Raw genomic sequence first — 18773 nt, forward strand, 5'->3', positions numbered from 1 at the left:
TTAACGCATTCCGTTTACAAGACCGGACATTTGGTCTGAAATGGAGATTGCTCTTGAGTGAAATTGATAATTGCGCTGCACTTCCATCATATCAGTAAAGGCTTTTGACAGATCTACATTGGATTGCTCAAGTGAGCCCTGCTCCAGACCGATTTGATTGCGAAGAGCTCCCTCAGCCTGCACCAGCACATCACCGCGCTCTGCACCTAATTCATCCAGATTATCCGGAAGTCCCAGGTACACACTGGATACACGCTCCATCAACTGAGGACGCTGAATGGTCACAATCCCGAGCTCCGCCTGCTGCTCGTTGCCATTCGCACTTACCAAAAGAGTGCCATTTTGAGTTAAGCGTATATTGTCAACCGGACCCTCAAATGTAATGGCTTCATCATTTTGATTTAACAGGGCATTTCCCTGACCGTCAACAAGCATTACTTCATTATCATTGACCGGAGAGAAATAAAAAGCGCCGGCACGGGTAAAGTTCTGCTTTTGGATGCCTTCATCGCCCTGTACCAGTACTTTAAAGTATTGATTTTGTGCTGTAAATCCAAAATCCAATGGCCGATCGGTCCGCTTTAGGCTTCCCTGCTGTCCATCAAGCTGAATTTGGGCTATTTTGGCCCCGTTTCCAAGCCGGATGCCAGGCGGGGATTGCCGAATGGCATTGTCCCCCCGCTGGTTTTGAAACTCCTGCGTCAGCAGCGATGAAAAGGAAGCAGTGCTTTGTTTGTAGCCGTCAGTATTTGAATTCGCTATATTATGTGAAATGACGTCCAGCTGCTTTTGGAGCTGTCCCATCGTATTAGTGGCTGTAACTAAATTTCGAATCAATGTGATGCTCCTCACTTTCTGCTCTCTGCAGGATTATCCGTTCACGCGTCCAACTTCATTTACCGTTTTCTCCATGCTTCGATCGTAGGACTGGAGCACCTTTTGGTTGGCTTCAAATGCACGGTATGAGGACATTAAATCTGTCATCGTGCGGGCGCTGTCCACATTTGAGCGCTCAAGGGCACCCTGCTGGATCACAAATGGCTGGTCAGCCTGTCCAAATGCATCCGCCAGCTCTGCATCCTCGGGTGCTTTGAACAAGCCGTTCCCTTCATGCACCAGCGATTGTGGATCGTCTGAATAGGAGATGCCCAATCGTGCAGTTTCCCGGTCTCCAGTTATAATCCGGCCATCTTCTTCAAGCTTGAACTGGTCACTTTCCAATTCGATGCGGCTGCCCGTTGCATTCAGCACATAATGGCCGTCAGCTGTTGTTAAAAATCCTTGGGCGTCAAGTGTAAAATTGCCATTTCGGGTGAATCTCACTTCGCCGTCCGTCCCTTGAACAGTGAAAAAAACAGCGCCTTGTTTACCTGTTTCTTCGTTGACCGGCATGGTCCCCTGAACAATTGCCATGTCCGTTGCGAGACCGGTTTCCCGGACGTCACCCTGAGTGAAGAGGGGGAGGGTTTCCTGCATATATACACCTGTGTTCAAAGCGCCGACGATTGGCGTGTTACCCATACCCTGTTTGTGTTTGAACGGGGTCTTTGCATCGCCAAGACTGGATAGCAGCATGTCGGGAAATGCTCTCATTGATGACTGGTCCGCCTTGAAACCAGGTGTATTCATATTGGACATATTGTTTGTCAACAGCTCGGTTTGACGCTGCTGAGCGATCATGCCGGTTGCTGCCGTATAAAACCCTCTGAACATTCCGTCACCTCTTTATCAGGAAATCATTTCTTCTTTCAACCTATTATACCTGTATTCTTTCAGGATGTGCATGGCTATTCGGGATGGTTTTCGTTTATCCGACATTTGACGGACATACGAAAGCCACCCGGCCGGCCAAAATGCTGCTTATCCTAATTTACGGTAAGGAATTTTGTCGATGTGCTCAAGCATTACACCTGTTCCAATTGCTACGCAGTCCATTGGATTTTCTGCTACAAAAACAGGCACCTTAAGCTCTGCTGCAAGCAGCTGGTCAATGCCGTGAAGAAGGGCTCCGCCACCTGTCAGGATAACGCCGCGGTCGATAATATCTGCTGATAATTCAGGCGGTGTTTTCTCCAGCACGTTTCTTGCTGCCTGAACAATTACAGAAATGGATTCACGAAGGGCTCCTTCGACTTCACCTGATGTGATTGAAATCGTGCGAGGGAGGCCGCTTACCATATCACGCCCGCGAATATCCATTTGCTCATGGCGTGAATCCGGGAATACCGTCGCAATATTTATTTTAATCGCTTCAGCTGTCCGTTCGCCGATGAGCAATTTATATTCTTTTTTTACATAGTTTAATATTTCTGCATCAAACTGATCGCCGGCCATTTTAATTGAAGAAGAAGTTACGATGTCGCCCATGGATAAAACCGCTACATCGGTTGTGCCTCCGCCAATATCAACAACCATATTGCCGCTTGGCTGGAAAATGTCCATTCCTGCCCCTATTGCTGCCACCTTCGGCTCTTCTTCGAGGAAGATTCTTTTACCGCCGCTTTTTTCTGCTGCCTCGCGAATCGCTTTTTGCTCAACGCTTGTAATATTTGTCGGACAGCAAATCAAAATGCGAGGCTTTGATAAGAACCCTTTTACATTCAACTTGTTAATAAAATGCTTCAGCATGGCTTCTGTCACATCAAAATCCGCGATAACCCCGTCTTTCAGCGGCCGGATCGCGACGATGTTGCCGGGTGTTCTCCCCACCATGTTACGCGCTTCTTCCCCCACTGCAAGAACACGGTTGGTATTTTTATCAATCGCCACTACTGATGGCTCGTTTAACACAATTCCTTTTCCTTTTACATGGATCAATAGGTTGGCAGTACCAAGGTCAATTCCAATATCTTTTGCAAACATTTCTTCTATTTGCTCCCTTCTTCTTTTCCCAGACGGCAAAACTCGATCTTATTTCCTAACTTTAATGGCTTCCGATCAGCTTCTATATGTATGTAATGCGTGACCAGATAGGGCTCACCGCATATTTTACGCACGCAAGCATAGTCCAATAAGTATATATTACCACAACAAAGACAAGAGGTCATGAACCAAACAGATGTTTGATTCATAACCTCTTATCCTTTGTATTTCTCCTTGGTTGCTTGCCCGCCCCGTAGATGTCTAATCGATTTATGATAGTCTAGAATATGTTTAACTTCGTTGGCTAATGCCGGATTAAGTTCAGGCAGTCGCTCGGTCAGATCCTTGTGCACGGTGCTCTTCGACACACCAAAGGTTTTGGCAGTGACGCGTACGGTTTGTCTCGTCTCCACAATATGCTTACCAACCAAGAGCGTTCTCTCCCTGATGTAGTCGTGCAATGCTCCGGCCTCCCACAGGGGATCACAATCCAGGGGAGTGACCCCCTCCATTTGTCCCATTATATGCAGGCAAGTACGGGGGCTATGCGAACTTTTTGAAAGAATTGTGAATTCGTTTTCTTTCCCATTTAATCCGCTGCCAAAGGCTTGAAATCCCTTCAGCAAAAAGGCTTACTTCTTTACCAGCAGCCAGACAAAATAAGGTGCCCCGATAACTGCCACTACCACACCTGCCGGAATGCCGTTTGGTTCGATACTGTTCCGTCCGATCGTGTCAGCGGTCAGCAGCAGCCAGCCGCCAATCAGCATCGCTAATGGAATAAACAGCTGATTACGCGGGCCGACAAGAGATTTCGCAATATGCGGGGCCATTAACCCAACGAATGCGATGCCGCCTGTTACGGACACAGCTGAAGCGGCAAGCGCTACAGCTGCGATCATCAGCACAATCCGTTCCCGGTTAACGCCAATTCCCACCCCGATCGCAACCGGTTCACTCAGGTTTAATATATTCAGCCTCTGCCCCTTGTATAATACAAACGGCACCAGGATCAAGAGCCATGGCAGAAGAGCATAGACAAACGGCCAGCTTGTTCCCCAGACGTTGCCTGCCAGCCACTGGGCAATGAAATCAACTTTTTCACGCTCAGCAGATGAAATCAAGACAATCATCAAGCCTGATAAAGCCATCGAGAACCCCACCCCGATCAAAATGAGGCGAATTGGCTGAAGGCCATTTCTCCGGTCATAGGCAAATAGATAAATGAGAACAGCTGTTACAAAAGCACCCGCAAAGGCAACGGCTGGAATCATATACGTAAATGCCCCCGCTTCGATTGGCAAAAATAAAAAGAAGATGGCTACTGCGGCACCGGCACCAGAGTTAATGCCAATAATCCCCGGATCCGCTAAATCATTTCTTGTAATGCTTTGCAGCACAGAACCGGATACAGCAAGCGCCATCCCGGCAAGCACGGTCACAATCATTCGAGGAAGCCTGAGTTCAAATAAAACAAACTCATCAATAAACTGGCCATTCCCCATTATAGTAGGGATAATGCGGCTATAGGACACCGAAGAAGAACCAAAGCCCAGGCTGATCACCATGGTTGCTACTGTCAGCAGAAGAAAAGCAATCAAAAGCAGCCGCTGTTTTTTAAGTAATGATGGATGAATCATGCCGACATATTCACCCCTTTCCGTACAACATATAAGAAGAATGGCAGCCCGAGAAGTGCCACAATTGCCGCAACGGGCGTTTCATACGGGGCATTAATCAGGCGTCCAGCGGTATCAGCAAACAGCATAAATGCTCCGCCGATCAGCACGCACATCGGCAGGATAAAGCGGTAGTCTGTTCCAACGATCGCACGGACGATATGAGGCACCAAAAGACCTACAAAGGCAAAATTCCCTGCGAGCGCCACAGCAGAGCCGGCTAAAATAATGACCAGCACAAAAAATACCGCTTTAACCTGTCCTGTTCGTGAGCCCAGTCCGATTGCCACCTCTTCACTTAAGCTTAAAATCGTGAGCTGTTTAGAAAATAAAATGGCCGCCACAATGCCGCCTGCAGTAATTGGAATAAGCAAATCAAGCTGACTCCACGTCGTGCCGATCAGCCCTCCCGCCGTCCACTGTGCTACATTTTGAGATAGCTTGAATGTCAGCGCAATGCCTTCAGCGATCGCAAATAAGAACGCTGACACAGCAGCACCCGCCAGCACGACCTTGATGGGTGAAAAGCCGCCGCGGCGCATGGAAGCTATGCCAAACACCATTCCTGCACCAACTGCTGCCCCGATAAAGCTCGCCAGCACAATGCCCATATAATTAATGCCGGGAATCAATGCAAAAGCAGCTGCCAGTGCTGCGTTGGCTCCTGCTGTTAATCCTAAAAGCCCCGGATCAGCAAGGGGGTTTCTTGTCATTCCCTGCATAATTGCACCTGCAACAGCGAGAGCTGCACCCACCACAACCGCTGCAACCTCCCGTGGAAAACGGATTTCAATCAGCACTAGCGAAATGGAGCTGCGATCGCCGGTAAACATGGCCCGGTACACATCTGAGAGGGTGGTATCGGCTGCCCCTAATGTCACGGCAACAGCAAACATAATGAGTAACACCAGAGCGCCTGCTGCGAATTTGATTGCTATAGCACGTTCTCGATTCATTCTTTTCACTCATTTCATACAAAAAAGGCTGCAGGGAATCTACAGCCTTTTTTGTTAGTTTCCTAAGAAATTTTCTTTAAAGAACTCCAGCTGATAATCCAGTGTTATCGGATCATTAAAATAGAATCTTTCTGCATCGGCTACGTATACATTACCATTTTTAACAGCCGGAATATTCTTGTAGGTCTCCGTTTCCATAAATGAATTATCCTGCTCTGCCGGGCGACTGATCACTAAATAGTCGCCTGCATATTCAGGAAGCACTTCTGCAGATAAAGCATAGAAGCCATCTGCCAGAGCCATTTCTTTCACCTTCTCAGGCATTGCAAGGCCCATCTCCTGATAAAGGATTTCTGTTCCCCGGGCCCAGTTGTCGCCGAACACATACAACTGCTTATCAAAGTTTTCAATGACGGTAACCGTTGCATCTTCTCCGATTTCAGCTTTAATGTCTTCTCCTGCTTCCTGTGCACGCATCTGGAAGTCTTCCACCCACTGCTTTGCTTCCTCTTCTTTATTTAAGAGCTTCCCGATTTCAACATGCTGCTCAAGATAATCAAGCGCTCCGTATGTGTAGGTTACAGTAGGAGCAATTTCCTGCAGCTGCTCAAGGTTTTCCGTATTTGATAAACCGATGATTAAGTCGGGATCAAGCTCAATTATCTTTTCAAGATTGTCCGCCGTTACTTCCTCGACTCCTTCAAGCTCGTAGTTCGGGCTTGTTTTTGACCAGGAATCAACACCCACAAGTTCTTCATCCAGGGCAAGAACATTTCCTGCAAATGAAGATAGAACGACGATGCGCTCCGGATCTGCCGGAACCTCAACGGGGCCGTTTTCAGATTCATATGTAATGGTATCTGATTCTGCAGCCGGTTCATCTGAAGAAGTGTCTGTATCTGAATTGCAGCCTGCAAGTACAAGCGCAGCAAATATGGAGAATGGGATGATAAGATTTTTTTTCATGGGGAAAATTAAGCTCCTTTGATTAAATTGTATGATAAACACATCGGTTTGTTGGTTAGAGGATCTCGTCCTATGGTTGCCTCAATCTGAAACACTTTTTTCAGAATATCAGGCAGCAAAAGCTCCTCGCAGGATCCTGCTTTTACAACTTCCCCGTCCTTTAAGGCAATGAGGTAATCAGCAAATCGTGCAGCCTGATTAAGATCATGCAGCACCATTACGATGGTCCGCCCCTCTTCCCGGTTCAGCCGCTGCAAAAGCTCAAGCACTTCCAATTGATGTGCCATATCCAGGTAGGTGGTCGGCTCATCTAAAAAGATGATGTCCGTTTCCTGCGCCAGCGCCATGGCAATCCACACTCTCTGCCGCTGACCGCCCGACAATGAATCAACAGGGCGATGTTTAAACGCAATGGTGTCTGTGACTTCTAGCGCCCAGTCAATCACTTCAATATCGCGTTTTGTCAACCTTCCCAGACCTCTTTGGTGAGGAAAGCGGCCGTAGGAAACGAGTTCCCCAGCTGTCAGCCCTGCTGCACTTTCTGGGGTTTGGGGCAAAATCGCCATCTTTTTTGCTAACTGTTTAGTGCTTTCCTCTATAATAGGTTTTCCATCCAGCACGGCAGACCCTGATTGATGGGAAATAATTCGTGTAATGGCCTTTAAAAGCGTTGACTTGCCGCATCCATTTGCCCCGATGATGGTCGTGATCTTTTGGTCGGGGATTTGTATGCTTAAATTCTTAACGATTGGCTGTTCGCCATACCCAATCGAAATGTCCTCTGTATATAGACGCACCATTGGAGAGCCTCCCTGCGTAATTTAACACTATTCATGATAATGATTATCAGTATCAGTAATTAAAACTATATCCCCATAAAATTAAATTGTCAACACAATTTAAATTGCTTTTATGCTACAATAATCGTAGATTGTAAATGAGAATGAGAATCACTATTGTCCAGTTCAACGACCATATATGTTTTAGGGTAAAAAAAATCAGGAGTGAACAACGATGCATAATGATCTATACGATGTAACGATTATTGGCGGAGGTCCTGCCGGTTTATATTCTGCTTTTTACAGCGGACTGCGCGGAATGAAAACAAAAATTCTTGAATACCAGCCTCATTTAGGCGGAAAAGTAAATGTTTATCCTGAAAAAATGATTTGGGATGCTGGTGGAATGCCCCCAGTAACCGGGGCAAAAATGGCGGAACAGATGATCGAACAGGGTCTTACCTTCAACCCATCTGTTTATTTAAATGAAAAAGTTGACTCAATCAAAAAAGACCGGGACGGGAATTTTGAAGTGGCAGCTGCAAGCGGAACAATCCATCTGTCCAAAACAGTGATTGTGGCGGTAGGAAGCGGCATTTTAAATCCGCAAAAGCTGCAAATTGAAGGGGCAGAACGCTTTGAGGTGTCAAACCTGCACTATACTGTTCAGTCGCTGAATAAATTCAAGGATAAAACTGTGCTGATTTCAGGCGGTGGCAATACCGCCATTGACTGGGCGAATGAGCTTGAACCAATCGCAAAAAAAGTATATATTACGCATCGCAGCTGCAATTTTAAAGGGCATGAAGCCCAAATCGGACAGCTGATGCAAAGTTCAGCCAGCTGCCTGCTGAACACGCAGATTAGCCGATTGTATGCTTCTCCGCTGCATGATTCCATTGAACGTGTTGAACTGACACACAGCATCACAAATGAAACGAGCTATCTGGATGTGGATGATGTCATTATTAATCACGGCTATGATATTGACGCTTCACTGATTAAAAATAGCGAGCTTGCCATCGAAATGGCAGATGATTATTTTATCAAAGCGTGTGCAGCAGGCGAATCGTCGGTGCCTGGGCTGTATGCTGCAGGCGACATCGCTAAGCACGAGGGCAAGCTGAATCTATTAATGGGCGCCTTCCACGATGCCGCAAATGCGGTGAACCAGGCCAAAAAATACATTACACCAGACGCAAATGCCGCCGCAATGGTCTCTTCGCATAACGATGTATTCAAAGAACGAAACCGGAAGCTTGTAAAAAGAATGTAGATTCTTCTTTAAGATAAGTGAACTGAAAAACCTCTAAAATGAGGCCGGTTCATTTCCGCTGCAGGCGGAGGCTTTCCGCGGGGCGTGCGGTGAGCCTCCTCGAGCTTACAGCTCTGCGGGGTCTCACCTGTCACGCTGCAACCCGCAGGAGTCCCCGCCTTCCGCTGCAATGAACCTAATCTTGCATAATTCGATGTGATATAAAAAAGAAAAATGACTCAGGAGGGTCATTTTTCTTTTTTAAAATGAGATTTAAAGCGGATAAGACTATGTTATTTACCAAATTTTATAGCTGTTTTAATTCCGGCTATTGTTAATTGATACACCGTTGATTGGAGCTGAAGGTGCGAGACTCCTGCGGGATGTAGCGGGAGAGGTGAGACCTTTGAAGCGCGAAGCGTTGAAAAGGGCTCACCCCCGCCCCGCGGAAAGCGAGTGCCTTCAGCGGAAATCAACCCCCATTCAGCCGCACAAAAAAACCGCACAATTCAGTAACTGAATTATGCGGTTCGTTTTATTGAATTATTGTTTTACGAAATCTGTCGGGTTAACGGCTACATTATCTTTGAATACTTCAAAGTGAAGGTGCGTGCCTGCATCTGTGTTAAGCTCACTTGTGCCTGCAGTTGCCATTGGCTGGCCTTGTTTAACTGCGTCGCCCACTTGAACCGTGATGTCTTTTACCGAATGGTATTTTGTCACTAAACCGTCAGCATGCTCGATTTCAATTGCATTGCCAATGAACTCATCTTCCTGAACGACTTTAACTTCTCCGCTCATCGCAGCAACAACCTCAAAAGACTCTCCATCTTGCACAATATCAATCCCCTGGTTTGGATAGTAGTTTTGATTCACTACAACCAGAGATTCCTGTTGTTCCTCGGCAGATGCATTTTGATCATAGAAGGAACGATTAATTGTAATTGCAGAAGCGTCTACTACCGGCAGTGCCATTTTTTCCGTTGACTGATTGACTTTGCTTACTTCACCAGAAGGATCTTTTGTCCAGTCTGTGCTTTGCTCCGTGGTGAAATTCTCCGTGACTGTAGCAACTTCCTTATCATCTTGCAGCACAAAAACAGTTGAAACGACGATCGCAGCACATGCCAGGTATAAAAGTGGCAGTGACCAGCGTTTTTTCATGAAACCTTTGAAATTTGATTTTAGGGTAGATTGATTTTTGTCTCCCTTGTTCATTTTCATCACCTCTGCAACCATTGTGAACGGTTAAAGGAAATTCTATACATTGTCACAAAATTTTTCTTTAACAAACATTCTGGCATGGTACAATCCCACTAGAAGAACCTGGAGAGGAACGGCTGGATGAAAAAGTGGATTAAACGGTTATGTATGATTCTGCCTTTACTATATATGATTTTAATTTGGACATTGTCGAGTATGCCGGATGATGCTGTTGTAAAACTGCCGTCAAATTCGGTCGACCGATTTTTTAAAGAGTCGATGCATTTAATTGAGTTTGGCATTCTGCATCTTCTATTTATTCTGGCTTTACTGGTTAACGGAAAGCTGACTGTCGCGACTCACGTTGTAGCAGCCGTTTTCGCTTCGTTTTACGGCTTTCTTGATGAAATACACCAGGCGTTTGTTCCGTGGCGCTCTGCGACCGTTGTAGACGCTGTAAAAGACGTGCTTGGGGTCCTTGTCGTCTATCTTCTGATTCAGCGGGTTTATTTTGTCAAAAAAGAAGGATACATTGGGCAGAAGATGCACGCTTTTGAAGCATGGATCCGGTCCGAAAAATAAGAAAACGATCAAGCTAATGTGCTTGATCGTTTTTTAAATGGGCAGCTGTCTTAAGCCCATTTGGTTAAAAAAGGGCTAACGTTGAGCAACGATTGACGGCAGAATCGAGTCCACTGAAGCAATTTCCACTCCTTTAAAGTAGTGCATGACAATATCGTTGTAGTTTTTTCCTTCCTTCGCCATCCCATTTGCCCCGTACTGGCTCATTCCAACCCCGTGGCCATACCCTTTTGTCTGGATCAGGATAGAATCGCCTTTTTGGGTCCAATGAAAGTCGGTAGAGCGCAGCCCCAGTTTTTCGCGGATGTCCCTGCCGCTAAAGGTTTGACCTGCAATACTTACCGTTTTAATTCTGTGGCCGGGGGTACGTTCCATGACCGTGCCTATTTCACCTTTACTTAGCTTAATGCCGAGTTTCTCTTCAAATTCAGCGACCGTGATCGTGGTTTCATGAATAAAATCCGGCGCTACTTCTTTGTCCCAGCCGCTTTCAACGGATTGAAGATACGGTACATCTTCCTCCCAATAATCCTTTGCGTTTTCAGTCCATCCATTGCTTGTTGAAAAAAAAGATGCTGTGATCGGCTTTCCTTTATACGTCAGCACTTCACCTTTTGTTGCTTCCACTGCTTTTTTAATTTTTGATTTTTTACTTTCATATTCATCTTTCCATAATTTTTTCAGATCATCATCACTTTTATATACCTGGTGGGCGATTGTATCGGTGATGTCTGCTTTGACAGGCAGATCTGCTGCTCCACCAGCTGCAATTAATTGGGTCACATAGGTTCTCGCTGCGAGTGCTTGTGCCTTTAATGCTTCATCTTCAAAGGTTGCCGGCATTTCGCTCGCCACCACACCCGCTACGTAGGATTCAAGTTCAAGTTCTTCCACTTCCCCCAGCTGATCCCGAAATACCGATACCGTGTAGTCGAGCGATTCCTTTTTGCTCTCTTTCGGTTCTGATTGATCAGCGTTTACGTCTTTCTGCTCAGGCTCCTTGCTTGAAAATGGGAGAAGTACGACTGTTGGTATGAGCAGCAGCAATAACATGTACGTTATAGAGATGATCAATAGCGACTTCTGTTTCTTCAAATGTCTCCCTCCTCTTTTCTCTGCATTCATGAAACTCTATGGCACCGGAAAAAGAAATAGAACAATAGCCCAATCTGCTCTCAGCTGCTCTTGTATCTCTGCATATGGCCAGCAGGGATTGGGTGAGCATTAAAAGCACAGAAAATGAGCTTTGACCTTCATGAGCAACTATATGAACCAGCCTACCCGGTTTATTCTTGTCTTTCAAACTAATAAATTATTTTTTTGCACTAAAAAGCAGTATACTCACGACTGATCGTGTGTATACTGCTTAATAAGTCTAATAGTATGAGAGTAGTTCATGCAGTAGGATAAAATAAGTTCAGATTAAACTCTTACGGCTTCTTCTTCTCTTACCTTTACCTCTTCAGTGATTCGCTCAACATCTGCGCCAAGTGCCACAAGTTTCGTATGGAAATTAACATACCCGCGGTCCAAGTGCTTAAGCTCCGTTACCTGTGTGTAGCCTTCAGACACAAGTCCGGCAAGAATCAACGCAGCTCCTGCGCGCAGGTCAGTTGCTGCAACTTCAGCGCCTTGAAGATCGCTAGGACCATTCATTATAACTGAACGTCCTTCAATTTTAACATTCGCATTCATACGGCGGAATTCCTCCACGTGCATGAAACGATTTTCAAATACAGTTTCAGTAATCACACCCGTGCCTTGAGCACGAAGCATAAGTGCCATCATTTGAGATTGCATATCTGTTGGGAATCCTGGATGCGGCATTGTTTTAATGTCCACTGAACGCAGGTTCGGCTGTCCGATTACACGCAGGCCTTCGCCTTCTTCCTCAACGGAAACACCCATTTCTTTTAATTTAGCTGTAACAGATGTTAAATGCTCAGGTACTGCATTTTCGATCAGTACATTTCCGTTTGTAATCGCAGCTGCAACCATAAATGTTCCGGCTTCAATACGGTCAGGAATAATATTATGAGTTGCACCGTGGAGGCTTTCAACTCCTTCAATACGGATCGTATCGGTACCGGCACCTTTAATCTTAGCACCCATTTTGTTCATGTAATTCGCCATGTCTACGATTTCAGGCTCTCTCGCACAGTTTTCAATGATCGTTGTGCCTTTTGCCAGCGTAGCAGCGGCCATAATGTTTTCTGTTGCTCCCACACTTGGGAAATCAAGATAAATTTTAGCGCCCTGTAAACGGCCGTCAACCTTTGCTTCAATAAATCCGTTTCCAACTGTTACTTCTGCACCCATTGCCTCGAAGCCCTTCAGGTGAAGATCGATTGGACGTGAACCGATTGCACAGCCGCCTGGAAGTGCTACACGTGCATGGCCATTTCGAGCAAGAAGCGGTCCCATAACCTGAACTGATGCACGCATTTTACGTACATATTCAAATGGCGCCTCTATTTCAAGCTTCTGCTGTGCATCCACAACCACCATATTTTCTTCAACTGTATAAGATATATCTGCATTTAGAAAACGAAGTACTTCGTTAATTGTCTTTACATCCGATAAAGCAGGCACATCTAAAAGCGTGCTCTTTCCCTCACTGGCTAACAAAGCTGCTGCAAGAATAGGAAGAACAGCGTTTTTCGCCCCTTCCACTTTAACTGTTCCGTGTAGCGCATTACCGCCACGTACGATGATTTTTTCCAAGTGATTTCCCCTCCGCGTCTTAATTCTATTACTACTATTCATATTCAACGTTAGTGACTGAAGTGAAAATTGCTTTCACTTCACCCTCATTCATTTATTATCTCAGGACTAAGTAATTGCCATCAGATGAGTTTCATAAGCCAAGTTATCTTGCTTATTAGTAAACTAAAACATCATTCATCATATCACTCTGAAACTCTTTAATACAAGAGAAAAAGGTCATGTACTGCCTTTAATTGTCGAAGACCAGATGTCGAATTCCTGCCGAGAATCAAGTCTTTTCTTTATTTACCGGCTAAAAAACCCTCTACATAATGCTTCTGACTGTTCTCTTATATACAGAGAGCTTAGAGAATTTTTGTTACACAGCTGTAATAACCCGATGGTTGATTTATTCCACTCTTAAATAAAAATAAACCATTTTGCAACTAATTGATAGCTCAAAAGCGCTAAATTTCATAATAAATTGTTATATTTTGAATGTAAGAGCTTTCATTGTTCACATATTCTTTACCATAGTAAAGGCAGCTGCTGCGACCATGTGGAATAGGATAAGAAAAAGTCTGCGACAGTCGAGCCAATAGCAATACTTAACAGGATCATCAGCACTCTTGCCTGCATAATCCGGTTTGCCCGGATCGCTTTATCTATGAGCAGTCCCTGTAATGCCCAGAATGTTACCGCAATAAATGCCAGGCTAACGAGCATGCTGAGCAATGCCTGTTGTCCAAAAGAAACCATATCAAGAGCCTCCAATTAGATAACTTTGATAGTGTACCAAAGCATTCTGTGATTTTAATGAGAATTTGTCCGTGTTTTTGACTTTTTTAATAAAATTGGTTCTTTTGTAGGATAAATAGACTTTTGAACGGTGAGTCCAATTCCCCCTCCGTTAAAGAAAAAATACCAACTTTTACTCCGGCAGCTCTTAAGCTAACCCCGGAATAAAAGCCGGTATTAGGTTTTTAATAAAAACAGCTTGCTTATCGGGTATAAAGCACCTGATTACAACTCAGTTTTTTTCAGGACCATTTTCCGCCCTGAAAATTTCTTTTTATAACTGCAGATGCTGTCCCCACCATCCATAGGATGAACTGCTTTCACCATAAAAGAATTAACGGCTGTGCTGACCTACTTCAATTCGGTTCATTGCACGTTTTAATGCTAATTCTGCTCGTTGGAAATCAATGTTGTCCTGCTGCGCTTGAAGGTTTTTTTCAGCCCGTTGCTTTGCTTCCTTCGCGCGTTCAATGTCAATTTGGCTTGCCGGCTCTGCAGCTTGCGCAAGAATGGTTACTTGCTCAGGACGAACTTCCAGGAAACCGCCTGTTACAGCTACATAATCAATGTGTCCTTCTTTTTTCAGACGAACCGCACCGATTTCAAGCGGGGCAACCATTGGGATGTGCCCTGGCAATATGCCAAGCTCTCCGCTTTGAGCTTTTGTGCTTACCATTTCCACATCAGACTCGTACACAGGGCCATCGGGAGTGACAATACTGACTTTAACGGTCTTCATTTTTTCCCCTCCTGGTCCCTAATTATACCTCTGCGCCCATTTTTTTAGCAGCTTCGATTACTTCTTCGATGCGTCCAACTAGACGGAATGCATCTTCAGGAAGGTGATCGTATTTACCGTCAAGAATTGCTCTGAATCCAGAAATTGTTTCAGCAACTGGAACATAAGAACCTTTTTGACCTGTAAATTGCTCTGCTACGTGGAAGTTTTGAGATAAGAAGAATTGAATACGACGTGCACGGGACACGATCTGTTTGTCTTCATCTTGAAGCTCATCCATTCCAAGGATCGCAATGATATCTTGAAGTTCTTTGTAGCGTTGAAGTGTTTGCTGTACTTCACGCGCGATTGCATAGTGTTCTTCTCCAACGATTTCAGGTGACAATGCACGTGAAGTCGAAGCAAGAGGATCCACCGCCGGGTAAATACCCATCTCCGAAAGCTTACGCTCAAGGTTTGTTGTCGCATCCAAATGGGCAAACGTAGTTGCCGGAGCTGGATCCGTATAGTCATCGGCTGGTACATAGATCGCTTGGATCGATGTAACAGAACCAACATTTGTTGAAGTAATACGCTCTTGCAGCTGACCCATCTCTGTTGCAAGTGTCGGCTGGTAACCAACGGCTGATGGCATACGGCCAAGAAGTGCTGATACCTCAGAACCTGCTTGCGTGAAACGGAAGATGTTATCAATGAAAAGAAGAACGTCTTGTCCTTGCTCATCACGGAAGTACTCAGCCATTGTAAGACCTGAAAGTGCTACACGCATACGTGCACCAGGCGGCTCGTTCATTTGACCGAATACCATGGCAGTCTTTTTAATAACGCCTGAATCTGTCATCTCGTGGAAAAGGTCATTTCCTTCACGAGTACGCTCTCCAACGCCGGCAAATACTGAGATACCGCCGTGCTCTTGAGCGATGTTGTTGATCAATTCCTGGATTAGTACTGTTTTACCAACACCTGCTCCTCCGAAAAGACCGATCTTTCCACCCTTGATGTAAGGAGCCAAAAGGTCAACAACCTTAATGCCTGTCTCAAGAATTTCTGTATCCGTTGAAAGCTGTTCGAATGTTGGCGCTAAACGGTGAATCGGGTCGCGACGAGTTGTCGGCGCCAATTCTTCCGCAAGGTCAATATTTTCTCCAAGTACGTTGAATACGCGGCCAAGTGTTACGTCACCAACAGGTACAGAGATTGGTGCCCCAAGGTCAATAACTTCAGCGCCACGCGTAACTCCGTCTGTAGAGGACATGGCAATCGTACGCACTGCGTCATCGCCAAGATGAAGAGCAACTTCTAACGTTAGTGTCGTATCGCCATTGACGCCGACCGGTACCGTTAAAGCGTTATAAATTTCAGGCAGCTGGCCGTTATCGAATTTAACATCGATAACCGGACCCATTACCTTTTGAACGCGTCCTTTATTCATGTTTTTCCCTCCTAGCTTGCTTTTACAAAAACGATCGTACGTAATCGTGATTGAGCTGAAAGCTTCTTTTCACGTTGGTGTGAACGATAAAATGCAGGAGATGATCGATAAGTGGTATAAAGTGATCGATAAAATTGGATGTATGTTCGATATTTTCTTCAAAAATGGTTTTTTGACCGATATATCGGTGGAAATGATCGATAAACTGTCCAATATGATCGATAAATCTCAAAACCTGATCGATATCTCTGTATTTATAGTCGATTAAAGAAGTTCAGCCTTCACTCTCAGCTTCCGCAGGTCCAAGCGTTACAGCTTGAAAGCCTGCATCTGCTTCTATTCCAGTGCTGCTACGCCGCCGACGATCTCAGTGATTTCCTGTGTGATCGCTGCCTGGCGGGCGCGGTTATATGATAGAGATAACGAATCGATAAGCTCTTTCGCATTATCAGTTGCACTTCTCATTGCTGTCATACGTGCTGCGTGCTCACTTGCTTTGCCGTCAAGCAGAGCGCCGTAGATAAGGCTTTCTGCATATTGTGGCAAAAGCACTTCAAGGATGGCTTCAGCAGATGGTTCAAACTCATATGAAGATAGCTTGTTTGACACAGAGGCTACATCAGTCAGAGGAAGAACTTTTTTCTCTGTCACTTCTTGAGAGATGGCACTGACAAAATGGTTGTAGTACATATAAAGCTCATCAAACGCTCCATCTGCATACATGCCCACTGCCTTGCTCGTAATTTCTTTAATGTCAGCAAAGGTTGGCTGATCTGGTAATCCAAGGATGCTATCGATAATGTTAATCCCTTTTTTCGCGAAAAAGTCACGGCCAACACGGCCGACAGTCAGGACAACATACTCATCTTTACTTTTGTGGCGGTTTAAGATGGCGTTATAAGCTGCGCGCAATACGTTCGCATTATATGGGCCGGCCAGTCCGCGGTCTGAAGTAATGACTAAGTAAGCTGTTTTCTTCACAGGGCGTGATACAAGCATTGGATGCGTTGCGTCTTTTGCGCCCACCGCGATGGATGCTACTACTTCCTGAATTTTGTCCATGTAAGGAACAAATGCTTTTGCATTCGACTCTGCACGGCTTAATTTAGAGGCAGATACCATTTCCATCGCTTTTGTGATTTGACTTGTTTTTTTCGTCGAAGTAATTCGGTTTTTTATATCGCGTAACGATGCCATTGGTTCTCACCACCCTTTTGGTTGAAAATTGGATCCAGCGAGTAGATCACTCACTGATCAAAATGGTTCTTTCATTGCCGTTTGTTTTAAAGCTTATTCGCTTTTTGCAAACGTCTTTTTGAATCCATCGATTGCCGCTACCATTGCCTGGTCTTCAGGAAGACCTTGAGTAGTGCGGATATGATCCAACACCTCAGTGTGGTTTGAATCCAACCAGCTTAATAATTCGTTTTCAAAACGGCGAATATCCTGTACTGGAATATCATCTAAATGTCCGCGTGTTAATGCGTAAAGAATCATAACTTGTTTTTCTACCTTAAGCGGCTTGTTCAAGTCCTGCTTCAATACTTCTACAGTACGGGCTCCACGGTTCAGCTTTCCTTGTGTTGCTTTATCAAGATCTGATCCAAACTGAGCAAATGCTTCAAGCTCACGGTATGCTGCAAGGTCAAGACGCAGTGTACCAGCTACCTTTTTCATTGCTTTGATTTGAGCGGATCCACCAACACGTGATACAGAAAGACCGGCGTTGATCGCTGGACGCACACCAGAGAAGAATAGATCTGATTGCAGGAAGATCTGTCCGTCTGTGATCGAGATAACGTTTGTAGGGATATAAGCGGAGATATCTCCTGCTTGTGTTTCAACGAATGGAAGAGCCGTAATTGAACCCGATCCAAGCGTTTCATTTAATTTCGCTGCACGCTCAAGTAAACGGCTGTGCAAGTAGAATACGTCACCAGGATATGCTTCACGACCTGGAGGACGGCGAAGGAGCAACGACAGCTCACGGTAAGCAGCCGCTTGTTTTGAAAGATCATCATATACAACAAGAACATGCTTGCCGTTAATCATGAAATCTTCACCCATTGTGATTCCTGTATAAGGAGCAAGGAAAAGCAACGGTGACGGCTGTGACGCAGATGCTGTTACAACGATTGAGTAGTCAAGTGCTCCATGCTTACGAAGCGTTTCAACTGTACCACGAACCGTTGATTCTTTTTGCCCGATCGCAACATAGATACAGATCATGTCCTGATCACGCTGGTTCAAAATTGTATCGATGGCAACAGATGTTTTACCTGTTTGACGGTCACCGATGATTAACTCACGTTGTCCGCGGCCGATTGGCACAAGTGCATCAATCGCTTTGATACCTGTTTGCAATGGTTCGTGAACGGATTTACGCGCCATAACACCAGGTGCCGGGCTTTCGATTGGACGTGCTTTTGATGTTGCGATTGGACCAAGACCATCAACTGGCTGTCCAAGTGGATTTACTACGCGTCCGATTAGCTCTGGGCCAACTGGAACTTCCATAATACGGCCTGTACGACGAACTTCATCGCCTTCTTTGATGTCGCGGTATGGTCCAAGAATAATGATACCTACGTTATTCTCTTCCAGGTTTTGCGCCATACCCATAACACCAGTAGAGAATTCAACCAGCTCTCCAGCCATGACGTTATCAAGGCCATGAGCACGAGCAATACCATCACCAATTTCGATTACGGTACCAACCTCTGTTACTTGAATGTCTGATTGATAGTTCTCAATCTGCTGTTTTATCAGCGCACTGATTTCTTCAGCTTTGATGCTCATGAATGTCACCCCTCAAT

The 18773-nt window shown here is 45.2% G+C and carries 19 protein-coding genes; 3 read left to right on the top strand and 16 right to left on the bottom strand.

From position 1 onward, the window contains the following. The 8 genes from E2R51_RS09555 to E2R51_RS09590 form a co-directional block, all read right to left on the bottom strand. Positions 1-837: a flagellar hook-basal body protein gene (locus E2R51_RS09555; protein WP_133376816.1), complete on the bottom strand. Its 837-nt coding sequence runs from the start codon at positions 835-837 to the stop codon at positions 1-3. 33 nt (positions 838-870) lie between these two features. Next, complete coding sequence (locus E2R51_RS09560; RefSeq protein WP_133376817.1) at positions 871-1713, bottom strand: flagellar hook-basal body protein; 843 nt, start codon at positions 1711-1713, stop codon at positions 871-873. 147 nt (positions 1714-1860) lie between these two features. Continuing rightward, positions 1861-2862 (bottom strand): rod shape-determining protein, encoded by a 1002-nt coding sequence (gene mreB / locus E2R51_RS09565; protein ID WP_133376818.1) that lies wholly within the window; start codon positions 2860-2862, stop codon positions 1861-1863. Between the two features lie 215 nt (positions 2863-3077). After that, positions 3078-3323, bottom strand: coding sequence for a sporulation transcriptional regulator SpoIIID (gene spoIIID, locus E2R51_RS09570; RefSeq protein ID WP_133376819.1), 246 nt, complete (start codon positions 3321-3323; stop codon positions 3078-3080). A gap of 171 nt (positions 3324-3494) precedes the next feature. Continuing rightward, a complete protein-coding gene (locus E2R51_RS09575) occupies positions 3495-4502 on the bottom strand; it encodes a FecCD family ABC transporter permease (RefSeq protein WP_133376820.1) in 1008 nt (335 codons plus the stop codon). Then, positions 4499-5497: a FecCD family ABC transporter permease gene (locus tag E2R51_RS09580; protein ID WP_133376821.1), complete on the bottom strand. Its 999-nt coding sequence runs from the start codon at positions 5495-5497 to the stop codon at positions 4499-4501. The genes E2R51_RS09575 and E2R51_RS09580 overlap by 4 nt, the downstream gene beginning before the upstream one ends. A 54-nt stretch (positions 5498-5551) precedes the next feature. Beyond that, positions 5552-6463 (bottom strand): iron-hydroxamate ABC transporter substrate-binding protein, encoded by a 912-nt coding sequence (locus tag E2R51_RS09585; RefSeq protein ID WP_133376822.1) that lies wholly within the window; start codon positions 6461-6463, stop codon positions 5552-5554. An 8-nt stretch (positions 6464-6471) separates the two neighbouring features. Then, positions 6472-7263, bottom strand: a complete 792-nt coding sequence (locus E2R51_RS09590) for an ABC transporter ATP-binding protein (RefSeq protein WP_133376823.1) — start codon at positions 7261-7263, stop codon at positions 6472-6474. A 214-nt stretch (positions 7264-7477) separates the two neighbouring features. Here E2R51_RS09590 and E2R51_RS09595 point away from each other — a divergent pair, with 214 nt between their 5' ends. Then, positions 7478-8518 (top strand): NAD(P)/FAD-dependent oxidoreductase, encoded by a 1041-nt coding sequence (locus E2R51_RS09595; RefSeq protein WP_133376824.1) that lies wholly within the window; start codon positions 7478-7480, stop codon positions 8516-8518. Between the two features lie 522 nt (positions 8519-9040). Here E2R51_RS09595 and E2R51_RS09605 read toward each other — a convergent pair. Next, positions 9041-9715 (bottom strand): M23 family metallopeptidase, encoded by a 675-nt coding sequence (locus tag E2R51_RS09605; RefSeq protein ID WP_165967191.1) that lies wholly within the window; start codon positions 9713-9715, stop codon positions 9041-9043. Positions 9716-9841: 126 nt separating this feature from the next. Here E2R51_RS09605 and E2R51_RS09610 point away from each other — a divergent pair, with 126 nt between their 5' ends. Next, positions 9842-10282, top strand: a complete 441-nt coding sequence (locus E2R51_RS09610) for a VanZ family protein (RefSeq protein ID WP_133376827.1) — start codon at positions 9842-9844, stop codon at positions 10280-10282. A 75-nt stretch (positions 10283-10357) separates the two neighbouring features. Here the strand turns inward: E2R51_RS09610 and spoIID are convergent, their stop codons facing one another. The 5 genes from spoIID to atpD all read right to left on the bottom strand — a co-directional run bounded on the left by spoIID (position 10358) and on the right by atpD (position 15957). Further along, the gene (gene spoIID, locus E2R51_RS09615; RefSeq protein WP_240733028.1) at positions 10358-11377 is read right to left on the bottom strand and encodes a stage II sporulation protein D; all 1020 of its coding nucleotides are present in this window, start codon (positions 11375-11377) and stop codon (positions 10358-10360) included. Positions 11378-11704: 327 nt separating this feature from the next. After that, positions 11705-13006, bottom strand: coding sequence for a UDP-N-acetylglucosamine 1-carboxyvinyltransferase (gene murA, locus E2R51_RS09620; protein WP_133376829.1), 1302 nt, complete (start codon positions 13004-13006; stop codon positions 11705-11707). A gap of 510 nt (positions 13007-13516) precedes the next feature. Continuing rightward, the gene (locus tag E2R51_RS09625) at positions 13517-13747 is read right to left on the bottom strand and encodes a DUF1146 family protein (RefSeq protein WP_133376830.1); all 231 of its coding nucleotides are present in this window, start codon (positions 13745-13747) and stop codon (positions 13517-13519) included. Between the two features lie 373 nt (positions 13748-14120). After that, a complete protein-coding gene (locus E2R51_RS09630) occupies positions 14121-14525 on the bottom strand; it encodes a F0F1 ATP synthase subunit epsilon (protein ID WP_133376831.1) in 405 nt (134 codons plus the stop codon). A gap of 22 nt (positions 14526-14547) precedes the next feature. Beyond that, positions 14548-15957 (bottom strand): F0F1 ATP synthase subunit beta, encoded by a 1410-nt coding sequence (gene atpD, locus E2R51_RS09635; RefSeq protein WP_133376832.1) that lies wholly within the window; start codon positions 15955-15957, stop codon positions 14548-14550. Between the two features lie 46 nt (positions 15958-16003). On the opposite strand from atpD, the gene E2R51_RS09640 reads away from it, so the two are divergent. Further along, entirely contained in the window at positions 16004-16225 is a 222-nt protein-coding gene (locus tag E2R51_RS09640) for a hypothetical protein (RefSeq protein ID WP_133376833.1), read from the top strand. A 68-nt stretch (positions 16226-16293) separates the two neighbouring features. Here the strand turns inward: E2R51_RS09640 and atpG are convergent, their stop codons facing one another. Next, complete coding sequence (gene atpG, locus E2R51_RS09645) at positions 16294-17154, bottom strand: ATP synthase F1 subunit gamma (RefSeq protein ID WP_133376834.1); 861 nt, start codon at positions 17152-17154, stop codon at positions 16294-16296. A 93-nt stretch (positions 17155-17247) separates the two neighbouring features. Continuing rightward, positions 17248-18756 (bottom strand): F0F1 ATP synthase subunit alpha, encoded by a 1509-nt coding sequence (gene atpA, locus E2R51_RS09650; RefSeq protein WP_133376835.1) that lies wholly within the window; start codon positions 18754-18756, stop codon positions 17248-17250. Between the last annotated feature and the right edge of the window lie 17 nt (positions 18757-18773).

The organism is Jeotgalibacillus sp. S-D1 (genome assembly GCF_004358665.1).
In the GTDB taxonomy this organism is placed as follows: domain Bacteria; phylum Bacillota; class Bacilli; order Bacillales; family Jeotgalibacillaceae; genus Jeotgalibacillus.